Genomic DNA, 16,020 nt, shown 5'->3' on the forward strand with positions numbered 1-16,020 from the left:
AAAGCTTAAGGGATCACAATGCAGAACGGCGTAATGAAGGACTGGCTGGATTCGAGCTTTCTGGCAGGCGCGAACCAGACTTACATAGAACAACTCTATGAAGATTATCTAACTGACCCCAATTCTGTTGATGCTGGCTGGAGAGAAATCTTCCAGCAACTGCCTGGAGCAGGCACCAACGCTGAGCAATTCCACTCACAAGCACGCGAATATTTCCGTCGCTTAGCAAAAGACTCGACTCGTTATCATACCTCTGTTAGCGATCCTGCAATCGACGCAAAACAAGTAAAAGTTTTGCAGTTGATTAACGCATTCCGCTTCCGCGGGCATCAAAATGCAAATCTTGACCCATTAGGTTTATGGAAACGTGAATCTGTTCCCGATTTAGATCCAGCATTCCATAATCTAACGAAAGAAGATTTCGACGAAACATTCAATGTGGGTTCTTTTGCGATTGGCAAAGAGACCATGAAACTTAGCGACCTGTATGATGCACTGAAACGTATTTATTGCGGTTCTATTGGTGCTGAATACATGCATATCACAAATACTGAGGAAAAACGCTGGATCCAGCAACGCCTCGAGTCTGTGAATGTCGCTGAGCAATTTACGAAAGAAGAAAAACGTCGCTTCTTAGCTGAATTAACAGCAGCAGAAGGGCTAGAGCGTTATTTAGGCGCTAAATTCCCAGGTGCAAAACGTTTCTCATTGGAAGGTGGTGATTCACTGATCCCAATGCTGAAAGATTTGATTCACCATGCGGGTAAACAAGATACGCGTGAAGTTGTACTAGGTATGGCTCACCGTGGTCGCCTTAACGTTCTTATCAACATTTTAGGTAAAAAACCGGCTGAACTATTCGATGAGTTCGCAGGTAAACACAAAGACCACTCAAGTGCTGGTGACGTTAAATATCACCAAGGCTTCTCTTCTGATTTCCAAACCGAAGGCTCACGTGTTCACTTAGCATTGGCATTTAACCCATCTCACCTTGAGATAGTTAGCCCAGTTGTTATTGGCTCTGTCCGTGCTCGTCGTGACCGTCTTGATGAAGGCCGTAGCAATATGGTGCTACCAATCACCATCCATGGTGACTCTGCGGTAGCAGGCCAAGGCGTTGTTCAAGAAACACTGAACATGTCTCAAGCGCGTGGTTATGAAGTTGGTGGTACTGTACGTATCGTCATTAACAACCAAATCGGTTTCACAACGTCTAACCCGAAAGATACTCGTTCAACAGAGTATTGTACTGACATCGCGAAGATGGTCCAAGCACCTATCTTCCACGTGAACGCTGATGATCCAGAAGCGGTAGCATTTGTCACTCGCTTAGCACTAGATTTCCGTAATACCTTTAAACGTGATGTGATGATTGACCTCGTTTGTTATCGTCGTCATGGTCATAACGAAGCTGATGAGCCAAATGCAACTCAGCCAATTATGTATCAAAAAATCAAAAAACATCCGACCCCACGTAAAATCTATGCTGACCGTCTAATTGAAAGTGGTGTTGTGACTGCTGATGAAGTCACTGAGATGGTTAATTTGTACCGTGACGCGCTAGATAGAGGCGACTGTGTCGTTGAAGAGTGGCGTGAAATGGGGCTACATTCTTATACATGGGAACCGTACCTGAACCATGAATGGAATGAAGAATACAAATCCACATTTGATTTAAAACGCTTGCAAGAGCTTGCGGTTAAAACCAGTACTATCCCTGCTGAAGTTGTCACTCAGTCTCGTGTTGAGAAAATTTACTCTGACCGTGCTGAAATGGCAAAAGGCGAAAAACCTCTTGATTGGGGTGCAGCAGAAACATTGGCATATGCAACCTTGGTTGATGAAGGTATTCCTGTTCGTCTATCTGGTGAAGATGCTGGCCGTGGTACGTTCTTCCACCGTCATGCTGTTGTTCATAATCAAACGAACGGTTCAGTATATGTACCGCTGCAAAATATCCATAACGGGCAAGGCGTGTTTAATGTTTGGGACTCAGTTCTGACAGAAAACGCGGTGTTGGCATTCGAATATGGCTACGCGACGACAGAACCACGCGCTCTGACGATTTGGGAAGCTCAATTTGGTGACTTCGCAAACTGTGCGCAAGTGGTTATCGACCAATTTATTAGCTCAGGTGAGCAAAAATGGGGTCGTATGTGTGGCTTGGTAATGCTTTTACCACACGGTTATGAAGGCCAAGGCCCAGAGCACTCCTCTGCACGTTTAGAGCGTTATCTGCAACTGTGCGCAGACCAAAACATGCAAGTGTGTGTGCCGTCAACGCCTGCTCAGGTTTATCACATGTTACGCCGTCAGGCACTACGCGATATGCGTCGTCCTCTGATTGTGATGTCACCTAAATCACTGCTGCGTCATCCATTAGCGGTATCAAGCATGGAAGAGCTGGCGAATGGTAAATTCCTGCCAGTAATCGGTGAAATAGATGAAATCAATCCGAAAAACGTGAAACGCGTCATTCTGTGTTCAGGTAAAGTTTATTACGATCTGTTAGAACAGCGTCGTAAGAATGAACAAACAGATGTTGCTATCGTGCGTATTGAGCAGCTATATCCGTTCCCACACGAAGATATTCAGCAAGCGCTGGCGCAATATGCGCATGTTAAGGATTTCGTATGGTGTCAAGAAGAGCCATTGAACCAAGGCGCTTGGTATTGCAGCCAACACAACTTCCGTGAAGCTATCCCAGCAGGGGCGACTTTACGTTATGCAGGTCGTGCTGCTTCTTCATCTCCAGCAGTTGGTTATACGTCCGTTCACCAAGAGCAGCAACAAGCTCTGGTTAATGACGCGTTGAACATTGAATAATTAAAGGATAGAAAATGAGTAGTGTAGAAATTCTTGTTCCAGATCTTCCTGAATCCGTTGCTGATGCTACGGTTGCCACATGGCATAAAAAACCAGGTGATAGCGTTGAACGTGACGAAGTGCTGGTTGAAATCGAAACGGATAAAGTTGTACTAGAAGTTCCTGCAAGTGAAGCGGGTGTACTAGAAGCTATCGTTGAAGACGAAGGTGCAACAGTGTTATCTAAACAACTGTTAGGCCGTATTCGTTTGGGTGATAGCACTGGCATGCCAGCGGATGTGAAACCTGCTCAAGAAGCTGCACCTGCACAACGTCAAACGGCGAGCTTGGAAGAAGAGAGCAATGATGCACTGTCTCCAGCGATCCGTCGCTTAGTTGCAGAGCATGATCTTAACCCAGCAGATATTAAAGGCACGGGTGTTGGTGGTCGTCTGACTCGCGAAGATGTTGAAAAACATTTAGCAGCGAACAAATCAGCGCCTGCTGCTAAAGCACAAGCACCTGCTGCTCCACAAGCGCCACTGGCACATCGTAGCGAAAAACGTGTACCAATGACACGTCTGCGTAAACGTATTGCTGAGCGTCTGTTGGAAGCGAAAAACAGCACTGCGATGTTAACAACCTTTAACGAAGTTAACATGCAGCCAATCAAAGATCTGCGTAAGCAATATGGTGAAGCGTTCGAAAAACGTCACGGTGTGCGTTTAGGCTTTATGTCTTTCTACATTAAAGCAGCGGTCGAAGCACTGAAACGTTATCCAGAAGTGAATGCTTCTATTGACGGTACAGATGTGGTTTACCACAACTATTTCGACATCAGTATTGCGGTATCGACACCTCGTGGTCTGGTAACACCAGTATTGCGTGATGTTGATGCGATGAGCATGGCTGATATCGAGAAGACAATTAAAGAACTGGCTGTTAAAGGTCGCGACGGTAAATTAACGGTTGAAGACTTAACTGGTGGTAACTTCACTATCACTAATGGCGGCGTATTTGGTTCTCTCATGTCCACACCTATCATTAACCCACCACAAAGTGCAATCTTAGGCATGCATGCTATTAAAGATCGCCCTATGGCGGTTAACGGTAAGGTCGAAATTCTTCCAATGATGTACCTTGCATTATCTTATGACCACCGCCTAATTGATGGTAAAGAGTCAGTTGGCTTCTTAGTGGCTATCAAAGATATGCTGGAAGATCCAACTCGTTTACTGCTGGACGTATAGCAACATAACAGGGCAGGGGCATACCTGTCCGGTCTGAAGTAACCGATGCAACCGGCTCCCGCCAGTTGCTAAATCAGTAACAATTGCAGGAGGCGAATAAACGCCTCTTCAGACTCAATTATGGATAGAACATCATGAATTTACACGAGTATCAGGCAAAACAGCTTTTTACACGCTACGGTTTGCCAGCACCAACGGGTTATGCCTGCTCATCAGCAGATGAAGCTGTAGAAGCGGCTAAAAAAATCGGAAACGGCCCATGGGTTGTTAAATGCCAAGTTCACGCAGGTGGACGTGGTAAAGCTGGCGGCGTTAAAGTCACAAGCAATATCAACGATATCAAAGAATTTGCTGAAAAATGGTTAGGTAAAAACCTTGTTACTTACCAAACAGATGCAAATGGTCAGCCTGTTAACCAAATTCTTGTTGAACATGCGACAGATATTGCTAAAGAGCTGTATTTGGGTGCAGTAGTTGACCGTGGCACACGTCGTGTTGTGTTTATGGCTTCTACCGAAGGTGGTGTTGAGATTGAGAAAGTTGCTGAAGAAACGCCAGAACTGATCCACAAAGCAGTTATCGACCCATTAACAGGTCCTATGCCTTTCCAAGGCCGTGAATTAGCATTTAAATTAGGCTTAACGGGTAAACAAGTTAGCCAATTCGCTAAGATCTTCATGGGCCTAGCGACTATGTTCTTAGAGCGTGACCTTGCTCTAATCGAAGTCAACCCATTAGTTATCAATACTGAAGGCGACCTAGTTTGTTTGGATGGTAAATTAGGTGTTGATAGCAACGCACTATATCGCCAAGCAGAAATGCGTGAAATGCATGACCCATCTCAAGAAGATGCGCGCGAAGCACAAGCTGCACAGTGGGAACTGAACTATGTTGCACTTGATGGCAACATCGGTTGTATGGTTAACGGTGCAGGTCTTGCAATGGGAACCATGGATATCGTTAAACTGCACGGCGGTGCACCAGCTAACTTCTTAGACGTTGGTGGTGGCGCAACTAAAGAACGCGTAACTGAAGCATTTAAAATTATCCTTTCAGATAAGAGCGTTAAAGCTGTTTTCGTTAACATTTTTGGTGGTATCGTTCGCTGTGACCTGATTGCAGACGGCATCATTGGTGCAGTAGAAGAAGTTGGCGTGAATGTACCAGTAGTGGTTCGTTTAGAAGGTAACAATGCAGAGTTAGGTGCGAAGAAACTGGCTGATAGCGGTCTGAATATTATCGCAGCAAACAGCCTGACGGATGCAGCTAAGAAAGCAGTAGCAGCGGCGGAGGCCAAATAATGTCTATTTTAATCGATAAAAACACCAAAGTAATTTGCCAAGGTTTCACTGGCGGTCAAGGAACTTTCCACTCCGAACAAGCGATTGCTTACGGTACTAAAATGGTTGGTGGTGTGACCCCGGGTAAAGGTGGTACAACTCACTTAGGCCTACCTGTATTTAATACTGTTCGTGAAGCTGTAGAAGCGACAGGCGCAACCGCTTCTGTTATCTATGTTCCAGCACCATTTTGTAAAGATTCTATCTTAGAAGCAATTGATGCGGGCATTAAACTGATTATCACTATTACTGAAGGTATCCCAACGCTGGATATGCTGACTGTGAAAGTGAAATTAGATGAAGCTGGCGTACGCATGATCGGTCCAAACTGCCCAGGTGTTATCACGCCGGGTGAATGTAAAATTGGTATCCAACCAGGTCATATCCATATGCCAGGTAAAGTCGGTATCGTTTCACGTTCAGGTACGCTGACTTATGAAGCGGTAAAACAAACGACAGATGCAGGTCTTGGCCAATCAACTTGTGTTGGTATCGGTGGTGACCCAATCCCAGGTTCAAACTTCATTGACATCCTGAAGATGTTCCAAGAAGACCCACAAACCGAAGCAATCGTCATGATCGGTGAAATCGGTGGTAACGCAGAAGAAGAAGCGGCTGCTTACATCAAAGAGCACGTAACTAAGCCAGTTGTTGGTTACATTGCAGGTGTAACAGCGCCTAAAGGTAAGCGTATGGGCCACGCTGGTGCGATTATCGCTGGCGGTAAAGGTACAGCTGACGAGAAATTTGCTGCATTAGAAGCTGCGGGCGTGAAAACAGTACGTAGCTTGGCAGACATTGGCGATGCTGTGAAATCAATGTTGGCAAAATAAGCTCTCGCTTAGCATAAACATTTAAAACAGTGAGGCTCGTATTCCAAAAGAATACGGGCCTTTTTTGTTGTGCGTGGCGCGCTAGACACAGAGGGATAACACAGGTGCTGTTATCGATAAATTAGCGGATTATCGCAGTGTGGATACGTGAGATGGAGTGTCGTACTCTTTTTGGCGGCCTAGTTTTTTTAGATTTAATTGTACTATGCAACTACCCTTTAACGGGTTCCAATTATCGCCGTTTGACGGTTATTTATACTGCTTAAATGTTGTACTTCAGTCTTAAATTGGGTGTTTTTCACTCAATGTGATTAAATATACTACTAAAGTGCCATTTTTAATAACGGATGCTTAGTCTTAATTAATAAATCTAAAATAGTCAAATAAGCAGAGATTATTTAGTAATTAATAAAATTCATAATAAAAACCAAATAGGCTAATATTATAAATTAAATTATCTTTTTATGAAGTTTTAAATAAAAAGTTAATTTTTTAGGCTCTCTTTTAGAAAATTAAGAATATTTGTACTATTATCAATAACAGACAATTAACATTTAAATAACCATTAATTGATGATAAAGATAATCGCTTAACAACAATCAAAAAAGTTGACGCAAATCAATTCATTAGTACTAGCATTATTTTTATAATTTGCTTAAATTGGTGTGCGATCAAATACTCATTTTTCTATTATAGGGTATAATTATTGATATATATTCAGAATTCAAATCTGAATCACGCAAAAGAAGTTTATTGTATGTGAAGATAAGCGTACTATTATTATAGTGTCGTTAGAGTTTTTGATTTTGTTAATTATTTGTTGTTTTGAGGCATTTTTTGCTGGTAGTTAAGAGGCTTTCTTTAATTGTATTGGAAGCTGGGTTGCCGCAAGTCGGTGTCTTCCTGCTAGGAGCAAGGAGTCAAGATGTTTGATATTGTCGAACTGTCAAGATTACAGTTTGCCTTAACTGCGATGTATCACTTCCTGTTCGTACCACTAACGCTTGGTATGGCGTTTTTGCTTGCGATCATGGAAACGGTATATGTGCTGTCTGGTAAGCAAATTTATAAAGATATGACTAAATTCTGGGGCAAGTTATTTGGTATTAACTTTGCTCTAGGTGTTGCCACTGGTTTGACTATGGAGTTCCAATTCGGGACTAACTGGTCTTACTATGCCCACTATGTTGGAGATATCTTCGGTGCACCACTGGCAATCGAAGGTTTGATGGCATTCTTCCTTGAATCAACGTTTGTTGGTTTGTTCTTCTTTGGTTGGGATCGCTTAAGCAAAACTCAACACCTTGCGGTGACTTGGTTAGTTGCTTTAGGTTCTAACTTCTCTGCGCTGTGGATCCTCGTTGCGAACGGTTGGATGCAAAACCCTATCGCTGCAGACTTTAACTTCGAAACAATGCGTATGGAAATGGTCAGCTTCTCTGAGCTGGTCCTGAACCCTGTTGCACAAGTTAAATTCGTTCACACAGTTGCTGCTGGTTATTGTACTGGTGCGATGTTTGTTCTGGGTATCAGCTCTTACTATATGCTTAAGGGCCGTGACCTTGCGTTTGCTAAACGTTCATTTGCAATCGCTGCAAGCTTCGGTATTGCCGCTGTACTATCTGTTATCGTTCTTGGTGATGAATCAGGCTACGAAATGGGTGACGTGCAGAAGACCAAGTTAGCCGCGGTAGAAGCTGAGTGGGAAACGCATGCTCCACCTGCAGCGTTTAACCTGATCGCTTGGCCTGACACCGAAAAAATGGAAAACAAATTTGCAATTGAAATTCCATGGGTGATGGGTCTTATCACAACGCGTTCACTGGATACACCAGTTCTAGGTCTGAAAGATCTGATGAAGCAACACGAAGTTCGTATTCGTAACGGTATGATTGCATACGGTGAGTTACAACAACTTCTTGCGGGTAATAAAGACCCTGAGTTGCGTAAATCTTTCGAAGCGAACAAGAAAGATTTAGGTTATGGTCTTCTGCTGAAACAATACGCACCAAATATTGTTGATGCAACAGAAGCACAGATCCAAAAAGCGGTTAAAGATAGTATCCCGAATGTAGGTCCATTGTTCTGGGCATTCCGTATCATGGTTGGCGTAGGCTTCCTGCTGCTGATTATCATCGGTCTATCCTTCCTGTCAGTGGTACGCAACCGTATTGGTCAAAACAAATGGTTACTACGTACTGCATTGTTCGGTATTCCATTACCGTGGATTGCGATTGAATCAGGCTGGTTCGTTGCAGAATATGGTCGTCAGCCGTGGGCTATCGGTGAGGTTCTCCCTGTTTCCGTTGCACACTCAAACTTGACAACCCATGATCTGATTTTCTCTCTAGCTCTGATCTGTGGTCTGTATACACTGTTCTTAATTGCTGAATTGTTCCTGATGTTCAAATTCGCTCGTAAAGGGCCAAGCAGCCTGAAAACTGGCCGCTACCACTTTGAACAGAAAAACAACTCTGCACAAGACGTTCAGTAAACAGGAGTCCACTTATGTTTGATTATGAAGTTCTTCGATTTGTGTGGTGGATTCTAATCGGCGTTCTGCTGATTGGCTTCGCTGTCACGGATGGCTTTGACATGGGCGTCGGCTTCTTATTACCAATTCTAGGTAAAACAGATACTGATCGCCGTATCATGATTAACTCAGTTGCGCCGCACTGGGATGGTAACCAAGTTTGGTTGATCACCGCAGGTGGTGCGATGTTTGCAGCATGGCCACAAGTGTATGCTGCGGCATTCTCAGGTTTCTATGTCGCGATGATTTTAGTGCTTGCAGCACTGTTCTTCCGCCCAGTCGGTTTTGACTACCGTTCTAAGTTGGAGAATCCAAAATGGCGCAACATGTGGGACTGGGGTCTATTTATCGGTGGTTTCGTTCCACCATTAGTTATCGGTGTTGCGTTTGGTAACCTGCTTTTAGGTGTTCCATTCCAAATCGATAGCCAACAATATCTGACTTATACAGGTAACTTGTTCGGCCTACTGAACCCATATGGTCTGTTAGCTGGTGTTGTTAGCTTAATGATGATTGTGACTCAAGGTGCAACATACTTACAAATGCGTACGACCGGTGAACTACACCTACGTGTTCGTAAAGCAACTTATGTAACAGCATTATTAACTCTGCTGGCTTTCGCAGGTGCAGGTGCTTGGTTGGTTATGGGTATCGATGGCTACGTTGTGACTTCAACTATCGATACATTAAGCGTATCTAACCCACTGAACAAAACTGTCGAAGTTGCTTCAGGTGCGTGGTTGACTAATTTCAACAACTATCCTGTGCTGTGGGCATTACCTGCTCTAGGTGTGGTACTGCCACTGTTGACTATGCTGTTTAGTAAAGCAGACAAAAATGCGTTAGCGTTTGTGAGTTCATCTCTCACTATCGCTTGTATCATTTTAACTTGTGGTGTTGCAATGTTCCCATTCATCATGCCATCAAACATCATGCCAAATGCAAGTTTGACCATGTGGGATGCAACATCTAGCCTGTTTACTCTGCAAGTTATGACGGTTGTTGCGATTATTTTTGTTCCAATTGTATTGGCTTACACTGCGTGGTGTTACTACAAAATGTTTGGCCGTTTGGACAAAAACTTCATCGAAGGCAACAAGCATTCACTGTATTAAGGAGCATAACATATGTGGTATTTTGCCTGGATTCTTGGCACGCTGTTAGCTTGTAGTTTTGCAGTGATTGCAGCTCTAGCTTTAGAGCATGCGGAAGATAAAGCTGCTGCTAAAGATGGCGAGTAATAAATAATGCTGGTGGATAAAAGCTATCAGCTATTGGATAAGGGTCCGGTACGGATCCTTATCCTTATATTAGCGTTAGGGATTGCTGGGAGTGTCATGTGGGATCCAACCCAATTTGCGGCTAAAACCAGCTCATTTCTTATCTGGCAAGGGTTATTACTTATTTGGGCAACCTGTAGTGGCATGATTTTTGGTGTCGGATTTCGACCTAATAAATTGATTTGGCGACTACTTTTCCATCCTTTACCTGCCATCATTATCCTTATCTGGGGCTTGGTTAAAGTCTTCAGCTAATCTAATTGTCAATTATGGGTCTGCGGATCCATAATTTTTTTTTGATAACTTTACCCCTAGGTCATTCCAAAGCGCCACCGTCTTGAGTATAGTGGCACCGTTAATTAATTTAACCTAGGATGGAGTGATTGTTATGTTATTTCGTTGGCCTGTTCGCGTCTATTATGAAGATACGGATGCGGGCGGTGTGGTTTATCATGCACGTTATCTCGCTTTTTTTGAACGGGCTAGGACCGAGATGCTACGGGATAAAGGTATCAATCAACAAAGTTTACTGGCTGAGAATATCGGGTTTGTTGTCAGGAGTATGACAACGGACTTTGTTAGAGCGGCTCGGCTGGACGATTTATTGGAAATTGAGACACAAATCATTGAGATGAAGCGTGCCTCTTTAACCTTTCAACAAAGGTTAATTGATTCACAAGGTAACCTGCTTTGCGGGGCTACGGCCCTGATTGCTTGTGTGGACACATCAAAAATGAAGCCGACAGCGCTTCCTAAGTCTATTGTCGCGGAGTTTAAACAGTGACTGACATGAATATCGTGGATTTATTCCTAAAAGCGAGCCTATTGGTTCAGATCATTATGTTCGTTTTGATTGGTTTCTCTATTGCTTCTTGGGCCATCATTATTCAGAGAACAAAAATTTTAAATGCGGCAGCTCGAGAAGCGGAAGCGTTTGAAGATAAGTTTTGGTCTGGTATTGAGTTATCTCGCTTATACAAAGAAAGTCAGGCTCGCCGTGACTCGCTAAGTGGAGCAGAACAAATTTTCCATGCAGGTTTCAAAGAGTTTGTTCGTTTACACCAAGCGAATATTCATGCACCGGATGCTGTTGTCACCGGGGCATCTCGTGCTATGCGCATTTCGATGAACCGTGAGCTTGAATCCGTAGAAGCGCACATCCCATTTTTAGGGACGGTTGGTTCTATTAGCCCTTATATTGGTCTTTTTGGTACGGTATGGGGAATTATGCATGCCTTTATTGCATTAGGTGCGGTTAAACAAGCAACACTACAAATGGTAGCGCCGGGTATCGCTGAAGCGTTGATTGCAACAGCAATTGGTTTATTTGCAGCAATCCCAGCGGTAATGGCATATAACCGATTAAATCAGCGAGTCAATAAGCTAGAACAGAGCTACGATAACTTTATGGAAGAGTTTCTGGCTATCTTACATCGCCAAGCATTCTCTGCTGATAAGAAATAATACGGGGAGATAAGCGAATGGCGCGCAATAGTCGCAGACGTGAGCTAAAATCCGAAATCAACATTGTTCCATTGCTGGATGTTTTGTTGGTACTGTTGCTAATTTTTATGGCGACAGCACCGATTATTTCACAAAGCGTGGAGGTTGATCTGCCGGATGCCGCTGAAAGCCAGACCGTATCATCAAGCGATAATCCACCGATTATTTTAGAGGTTGCGGGAGTTGGTCAATACAATATGTTAATTGATGGTGAGCGCTTAGAGCTACTACCACCAGAACAGATTGCGGCTGAAGCGAAAGCTCAGCTAGATAAAAATCCAAAGGCGATTTTCCTTATCGGTGGTGCAAAAGAAGTGCCCTATGATGAAGTGATTAAGGCATTGAATATTTTGCATCAAGCAGGGATCAAATCGGTCGGTTTAATGACTCAACCCATGTAATTGAGTGAGTAATGATTCTTTTTTTGGAAACCAATTGTGGGAAAGACAAAAGAGAAAAAAGATAATTTAAGGCTTTCTCTTCTAACGTCGCTTGCGTTGCACGTTTTATTGATAGGCCTAATTATAATTGGTTCCTTAGTTTCCGTTGTCAAACTTGGCGGCGGAGGGGAGGAGGGGACTGTCATCGATGCGGTGATGGTCGATCCCGGCGCGGTTGTTCAGCAATATAACCAAATGCAACAACAAGAAAATAGCGCTAAACAAGCAGCTAAAGAGCGTAAAGAGAAAGAGCGTAAACAAGAAGCTGAGCTAAGGGAAAAGCAAGAGCAGGAACAAAAACGTCTGCAACAGCTTGAGCAAGAGCGTATTCAAAGTGAACGAGAAGCGCAGGAGCGGCAAAAACAAGTTGAGCAGCAACAAAAACAAGCAGCTGAAGCGGCAAGAAAAGCGAAGGAAGAGCAAAAAATAGCGGAAGAAGCGGCGGCAAAAGCCAAAGCAGAAAAAGAACGCTTGATTAAAGAACAAGCTGCCGCGAAGGAAAAAGCAGAGGCCGAAGCGAAAAAAGAAGCTGAAGCGATAAAAGCGAAAGCAGCGGCTGATGCTAAGGCGAAAGCGGAGAAAGAAGCGAAAGCTAAAGCGGAAAAAGAGGCGAAAGAGAAAGCGGAGAAAGAGAAAGCGGAGAAAGAGAAAGCGGAGAAAGAAGCGAAAGCTAAAGCAGCTAAAGAAGCTAAGGCCAAAGCCGATAAGGAAGCAAAAGCCAAAGCAGCTAAAGAGAAAGCAGAGGCTGCAAAAAATTCCGCTGAGATTGATAATCTACTCGGTGATTTGACCTCTACAGGGCCAAGTCGTGAAGGTGGAGCGGCTTCCGCAGGCCAAGGTGGCGGTAAACGTTCTGGGGCATCCAATGCAGACGTTGAAAATTATGCAAGTAAAATAAAAGCCGCGATTCAGAGTAAGTTTTATGATTCAGATACTTACCGTGGACGTACGTGTGAAATTAAGTTACAAATTGCACCTGATGGCTTATTAGTAAGTATTACCCCTAAAAATAATGCTTCTAATGACCCAGCATTGTGTAGTGCAGCAATCAGAGCTGCAAACCTTGCAACGTTACCACGCCCACCGGCGGATGTGTATGAAGCATTTAAAAAACAAGGAAGTACAGTTGTATTTAGCCCAAAATAAGATAAGTCGGAGCTGTCTGTATTGAATTTATGTCTGCTATAGCATAAATAGTTCTTACAATATCTAGTTTTGTTAGTATACCTTTGTTAAAATTCAGCGAATTATTGTGGCAGTGAATACCACAGTAAGGGAGATAAGGATGAAGCAGGCTTTTAAAGTAGTTCTCGGGTTCCTCATGTTATGGGCAACAGTTGCTCAGGCTGAAATCCGTATTGAGATCACGGAAGGTGTTAATAGTGCTCAGCCAATAGGGGTTGTTCCTTTTAAATGGTCTGGCTCAGGTACACCTCCACAAGAAATCGGGCAAATTGTTGGTGCTGATTTACGCAATAGTGGCAAATTTAACCCTATTGAGCCTAGTCGTATGCCTCAACAACCTGCGACCGCTTCTGAAGTAGTTCCTGAGGCTTGGACAGCATTGGGGATTAATGCCGTTGTTGTCGGTCAAATCCAACCCGCGGCTGATGGCAGCTATGTGGTTAGCTACCAATTAGTTGATGTTGCTGGTAGCCCAGGCACGGTCTTATCTCAAAACCAGTATAAGGTCACTAAAGAGTGGTTACGTTATGCCGCCCATACCGCAAGCGATGAAGTTTTTGAAAAGCTGACTGGTATTCGTGGTGCATTCCGTACACGTATCGCCTATGTTGTGACTAATAAAGGGGGTCAATACCCTTATGAATTACGTGTTTCTGATTATGATGGCTATAACCAATTTACGGTTCATCGTTCTCCGGAACCTTTGATGTCGCCAACTTGGTCACCTGATGGTGAGCGTTTGGCGTATGTGACGTTTGAAAGTGGCAGTTCAGCACTGGTGATTCAGACGCTATCGACTGGCGCCGTTCGTCAGGTTGCATCATTCCCTCGTCATAATGGTGCTCCAGCGTTTTCTCCAGATGGGACTAAACTGGCTTTTGCTTTGTCAAAAACAGGTAGCTTAAATCTTTATATTATGGATTTAGCGAGCGGCCAAATTCGTCAAGTGACTGATGGTCGTAGTAATAATACAGAGCCAAGCTGGATGCCAGATAGTCAAACATTGGTCTATACATCTGACCAAGCGGGTCGTCCGCAAATTTACAAGATTAATATTAATGGCGGTAGCCCTGAACGTGTGACCTGGGAAGGTACACAAAATCAGGACGCTGATGTTAGCCCGGATGGATCTTTCATTGTAATGGTCAGCTCCGGCGGTGGTCAGCAGCATATCGCCAAACAGGATCTGGCGACGGGTAACGTTGAATATTTAACGAAAACGTTTCTAGATGAAACGCCGAGTATCGCACCTAACGGCACTATGGTTATTTATAGCTCCTCTCAAGGCTTGGGGACTATATTGCAGCTAGTTTCGACCGACGGGCGTTTCAAAGCGCGTCTTCCGGCAACCGATGGACAGGTTAAATTTCCTGCTTGGTCGCCGTATCTGTGATGCATAATAATAATGTGTGGCAAACTATTAAGGATCAAAACGATGCAACTGAATAAAGTGCTTAAAGGGCTGATGATCGCATTACCAATCATGGCTGTCGCAGCTTGTAGCTCTAACAAAAACAATGACCAAAATGGCGCGGATTCTTCAATGAACCAAACTAACAGTGGTCTGTCTGCGGAAGAGCTGGCACGTCAGCAAATGCAAGAACTGCAAAATAACAATATCGTTTACTTCGGTTTCGATAAATACAACGTATCTCCAGAATACGCTGATATGTTAGATGCTCATGCAGCTTTCCTACGTAACAACCCATCTGTTAAAGTTGTTGTTGAAGGTCATGCGGATGAGCGTGGTACTCCTGAGTACAACATCGCACTGGGTGAACGTCGTGCTAATGCAGTTAAAATGTACCTGCAAAGCAAAGGCGTAGCGGGTGATCAAGTTTCTCTGGTTTCTTACGGTAAAGAAAAACCAGCTGTGTTAGGTCACACAGAAGCTGATTACGCTAAAAACCGTCGTGCAGTTATTGCATACTAATCGATAAGCGAAATTATCTCTTATGAACAGTAACTTCAGACATTTATTTGTAGGTCTGTCGTTATTGGTTGGCGTAGCGGCCCCTTGGGCCGCTATTGCCCAAGCGCCAATCATTAATGTCGGATCCGGTTCATCCGGTGATCGTCTTACTCAGCTTGAGACGGCAGTTAACTCTCAAGGCCAGATCTTATATCAAATCCAGCAACAGATTGCTGACAACCAACGCGATATCGATACATTGCGTGGTCAGATTCAGGAAAATCAATATAAACTGAATCAAATTGTTGAGCGCCAAAAAGATTTGTATATGCAATTAGGTCAGGTGAGTGGCGGTACTACAGAATCATCAAATTCATCGGCAGCAGCGGACTCCTCCACTTCAGCACCTGCACCAGAAGCTTCTGGTGGTGGCGAAAAGGAAGATTATAATGCTGCAGTTGCGCTTGCGATGAAAAGCAAATCTAAAGCGCAAATCGATGAGGCCATCGGTGCATTACAAAGCTTTATTAAAAGCTATCCCAAATCTAGCTATCAATCTAATGCTAACTATTGGTTAGGGCAACTTAACTATAATAAAGGTAGCAAAGATGATGCGGCATTCTACTTTGCAACTGTTGTGAAAGAATATCCTAAATCCCAAAAAAGCAGTGAGGCCCTGTATAAAGTCGGCCTGATCATGCAAGACAAAGGGCAGAAGGATAAAGCAAAAGCAGTTTATCAACAGGTGCTGAAACAGTATCCGAATAGCGCTGGTGCTAAACTTGCAGAGAAAAAGCTTAGCTCACTTTAATGATTAACCCCGAAGAAGTAATTACCGAATATTTCGGGGTTAACCGTATGATAAGTGTGCATTCAATCGTTTTTTTCAAAAAAATCATTGCACCATCGTCAGAAATGAGTAATATAAGCCGCCGTTGA

General features: G+C 43.7%; 15 protein-coding genes. All 15 read left to right on the top strand.

Features of this window, described 5'->3' with window-relative positions; all coding sequences use genetic code 11:
* Positions 1-18 precede the first annotated feature (18 nt).
* Positions 19-2,826, top strand: coding sequence for a 2-oxoglutarate dehydrogenase E1 component (gene sucA, locus PSF11_RS00540; protein ID WP_004917756.1), 2,808 nt, complete (start codon positions 19-21; stop codon positions 2,824-2,826).
* A gap of 14 nt (positions 2,827-2,840) precedes the next feature.
* Positions 2,841-4,055, top strand: coding sequence for a 2-oxoglutarate dehydrogenase complex dihydrolipoyllysine-residue succinyltransferase (gene odhB / locus PSF11_RS00545; protein WP_004917758.1), 1,215 nt, complete (start codon positions 2,841-2,843; stop codon positions 4,053-4,055).
* Positions 4,056-4,189: 134 nt separating this feature from the next.
* The gene (gene sucC, locus PSF11_RS00550; RefSeq protein ID WP_004917759.1) at positions 4,190-5,356 is read left to right on the top strand and encodes an ADP-forming succinate--CoA ligase subunit beta; all 1,167 of its coding nucleotides are present in this window, start codon (positions 4,190-4,192) and stop codon (positions 5,354-5,356) included.
* Complete coding sequence (gene sucD, locus PSF11_RS00555) at positions 5,356-6,228, top strand: succinate--CoA ligase subunit alpha (RefSeq protein ID WP_004917763.1); 873 nt, start codon at positions 5,356-5,358, stop codon at positions 6,226-6,228. The genes sucC and sucD overlap by 1 nt, the downstream gene beginning before the upstream one ends.
* Before the next feature lie 925 nt (positions 6,229-7,153).
* Positions 7,154-8,722: a cytochrome ubiquinol oxidase subunit I gene (gene cydA, locus PSF11_RS00560; RefSeq protein WP_004917765.1), complete on the top strand. Its 1,569-nt coding sequence runs from the start codon at positions 7,154-7,156 to the stop codon at positions 8,720-8,722.
* Positions 8,723-8,736: 14 nt separating this feature from the next.
* Entirely contained in the window at positions 8,737-9,876 is a 1,140-nt protein-coding gene (cydB, locus tag PSF11_RS00565; RefSeq protein WP_004917768.1) for a cytochrome d ubiquinol oxidase subunit II, read from the top strand.
* A 12-nt stretch (positions 9,877-9,888) separates the two neighbouring features.
* Positions 9,889-10,002, top strand: a complete 114-nt coding sequence (gene cydX / locus PSF11_RS00570) for a cytochrome bd-I oxidase subunit CydX (protein ID WP_008912071.1) — start codon at positions 9,889-9,891, stop codon at positions 10,000-10,002.
* 6 nt (positions 10,003-10,008) lie between these two features.
* Positions 10,009-10,296: a cyd operon protein YbgE gene (ybgE, locus tag PSF11_RS00575; RefSeq protein ID WP_004917770.1), complete on the top strand. Its 288-nt coding sequence runs from the start codon at positions 10,009-10,011 to the stop codon at positions 10,294-10,296.
* Positions 10,297-10,429: 133 nt separating this feature from the next.
* Entirely contained in the window at positions 10,430-10,825 is a 396-nt protein-coding gene (gene ybgC, locus PSF11_RS00580) for a tol-pal system-associated acyl-CoA thioesterase (RefSeq protein ID WP_004917771.1), read from the top strand.
* Positions 10,822-11,505, top strand: coding sequence for a Tol-Pal system protein TolQ (gene tolQ / locus PSF11_RS00585; protein ID WP_004917773.1), 684 nt, complete (start codon positions 10,822-10,824; stop codon positions 11,503-11,505). Before ybgC ends, tolQ begins: the two co-directional genes overlap by 4 nt.
* 17 nt (positions 11,506-11,522) lie before the next feature.
* Entirely contained in the window at positions 11,523-11,945 is a 423-nt protein-coding gene (gene tolR, locus PSF11_RS00590) for a colicin uptake protein TolR (RefSeq protein ID WP_004917775.1), read from the top strand.
* Positions 11,946-11,981: 36 nt separating this feature from the next.
* Complete coding sequence (tolA, locus tag PSF11_RS00595; protein WP_272682724.1) at positions 11,982-13,130, top strand: cell envelope integrity protein TolA; 1,149 nt, start codon at positions 11,982-11,984, stop codon at positions 13,128-13,130.
* A 139-nt stretch (positions 13,131-13,269) separates the two neighbouring features.
* Positions 13,270-14,562, top strand: coding sequence for a Tol-Pal system beta propeller repeat protein TolB (gene tolB, locus PSF11_RS00600; protein WP_004917780.1), 1,293 nt, complete (start codon positions 13,270-13,272; stop codon positions 14,560-14,562).
* A 42-nt stretch (positions 14,563-14,604) separates the two neighbouring features.
* A complete protein-coding gene (pal, locus tag PSF11_RS00605; protein WP_014657760.1) occupies positions 14,605-15,102 on the top strand; it encodes a peptidoglycan-associated lipoprotein Pal in 498 nt (165 codons plus the stop codon).
* Positions 15,103-15,124: 22 nt separating this feature from the next.
* On the top strand, positions 15,125-15,892 hold the full coding sequence (gene cpoB / locus PSF11_RS00610) for a cell division protein CpoB (protein ID WP_004917784.1): 768 nt from the start codon (positions 15,125-15,127) through the stop codon (positions 15,890-15,892).
* Positions 15,893-16,020: the final 128 nt, after the last annotated feature.

This window comes from Providencia sp. PROV119 (genome assembly GCF_028482435.1).
Classification (GTDB): domain Bacteria; phylum Pseudomonadota; class Gammaproteobacteria; order Enterobacterales; family Enterobacteriaceae; genus Providencia; species Providencia stuartii.

What these genes read in the sequence shown, in the direction of transcription:
- sucA (WP_004917756.1), top strand. Translation starts at nt 19, where the DNA reads ATGCAGAACGGCGTAATGAAGGACTGGCTGGATTCGAGCTTTCTGGCA.
- odhB (WP_004917758.1), top strand. Translation starts at nt 2,841, where the DNA reads ATGAGTAGTGTAGAAATTCTTGTTCCAGATCTTCCTGAATCCGTTGCT.
- sucC (WP_004917759.1), top strand. Translation starts at nt 4,190, where the DNA reads ATGAATTTACACGAGTATCAGGCAAAACAGCTTTTTACACGCTACGGT.
- sucD (WP_004917763.1), top strand. Translation starts at nt 5,356, where the DNA reads ATGTCTATTTTAATCGATAAAAACACCAAAGTAATTTGCCAAGGTTTC.
- cydA (WP_004917765.1), top strand. Translation starts at nt 7,154, where the DNA reads ATGTTTGATATTGTCGAACTGTCAAGATTACAGTTTGCCTTAACTGCG.
- cydB (WP_004917768.1), top strand. Translation starts at nt 8,737, where the DNA reads ATGTTTGATTATGAAGTTCTTCGATTTGTGTGGTGGATTCTAATCGGC.
- cydX (WP_008912071.1), top strand. Translation starts at nt 9,889, where the DNA reads ATGTGGTATTTTGCCTGGATTCTTGGCACGCTGTTAGCTTGTAGTTTT.
- ybgE (WP_004917770.1), top strand. Translation starts at nt 10,009, where the DNA reads ATGCTGGTGGATAAAAGCTATCAGCTATTGGATAAGGGTCCGGTACGG.
- ybgC (WP_004917771.1), top strand. Translation starts at nt 10,430, where the DNA reads ATGTTATTTCGTTGGCCTGTTCGCGTCTATTATGAAGATACGGATGCG.
- tolR (WP_004917775.1), top strand. Translation starts at nt 11,523, where the DNA reads ATGGCGCGCAATAGTCGCAGACGTGAGCTAAAATCCGAAATCAACATT.
- tolB (WP_004917780.1), top strand. Translation starts at nt 13,270, where the DNA reads ATGAAGCAGGCTTTTAAAGTAGTTCTCGGGTTCCTCATGTTATGGGCA.
- pal (WP_014657760.1), top strand. Translation starts at nt 14,605, where the DNA reads ATGCAACTGAATAAAGTGCTTAAAGGGCTGATGATCGCATTACCAATC.
- cpoB (WP_004917784.1), top strand. Translation starts at nt 15,125, where the DNA reads ATGAACAGTAACTTCAGACATTTATTTGTAGGTCTGTCGTTATTGGTT.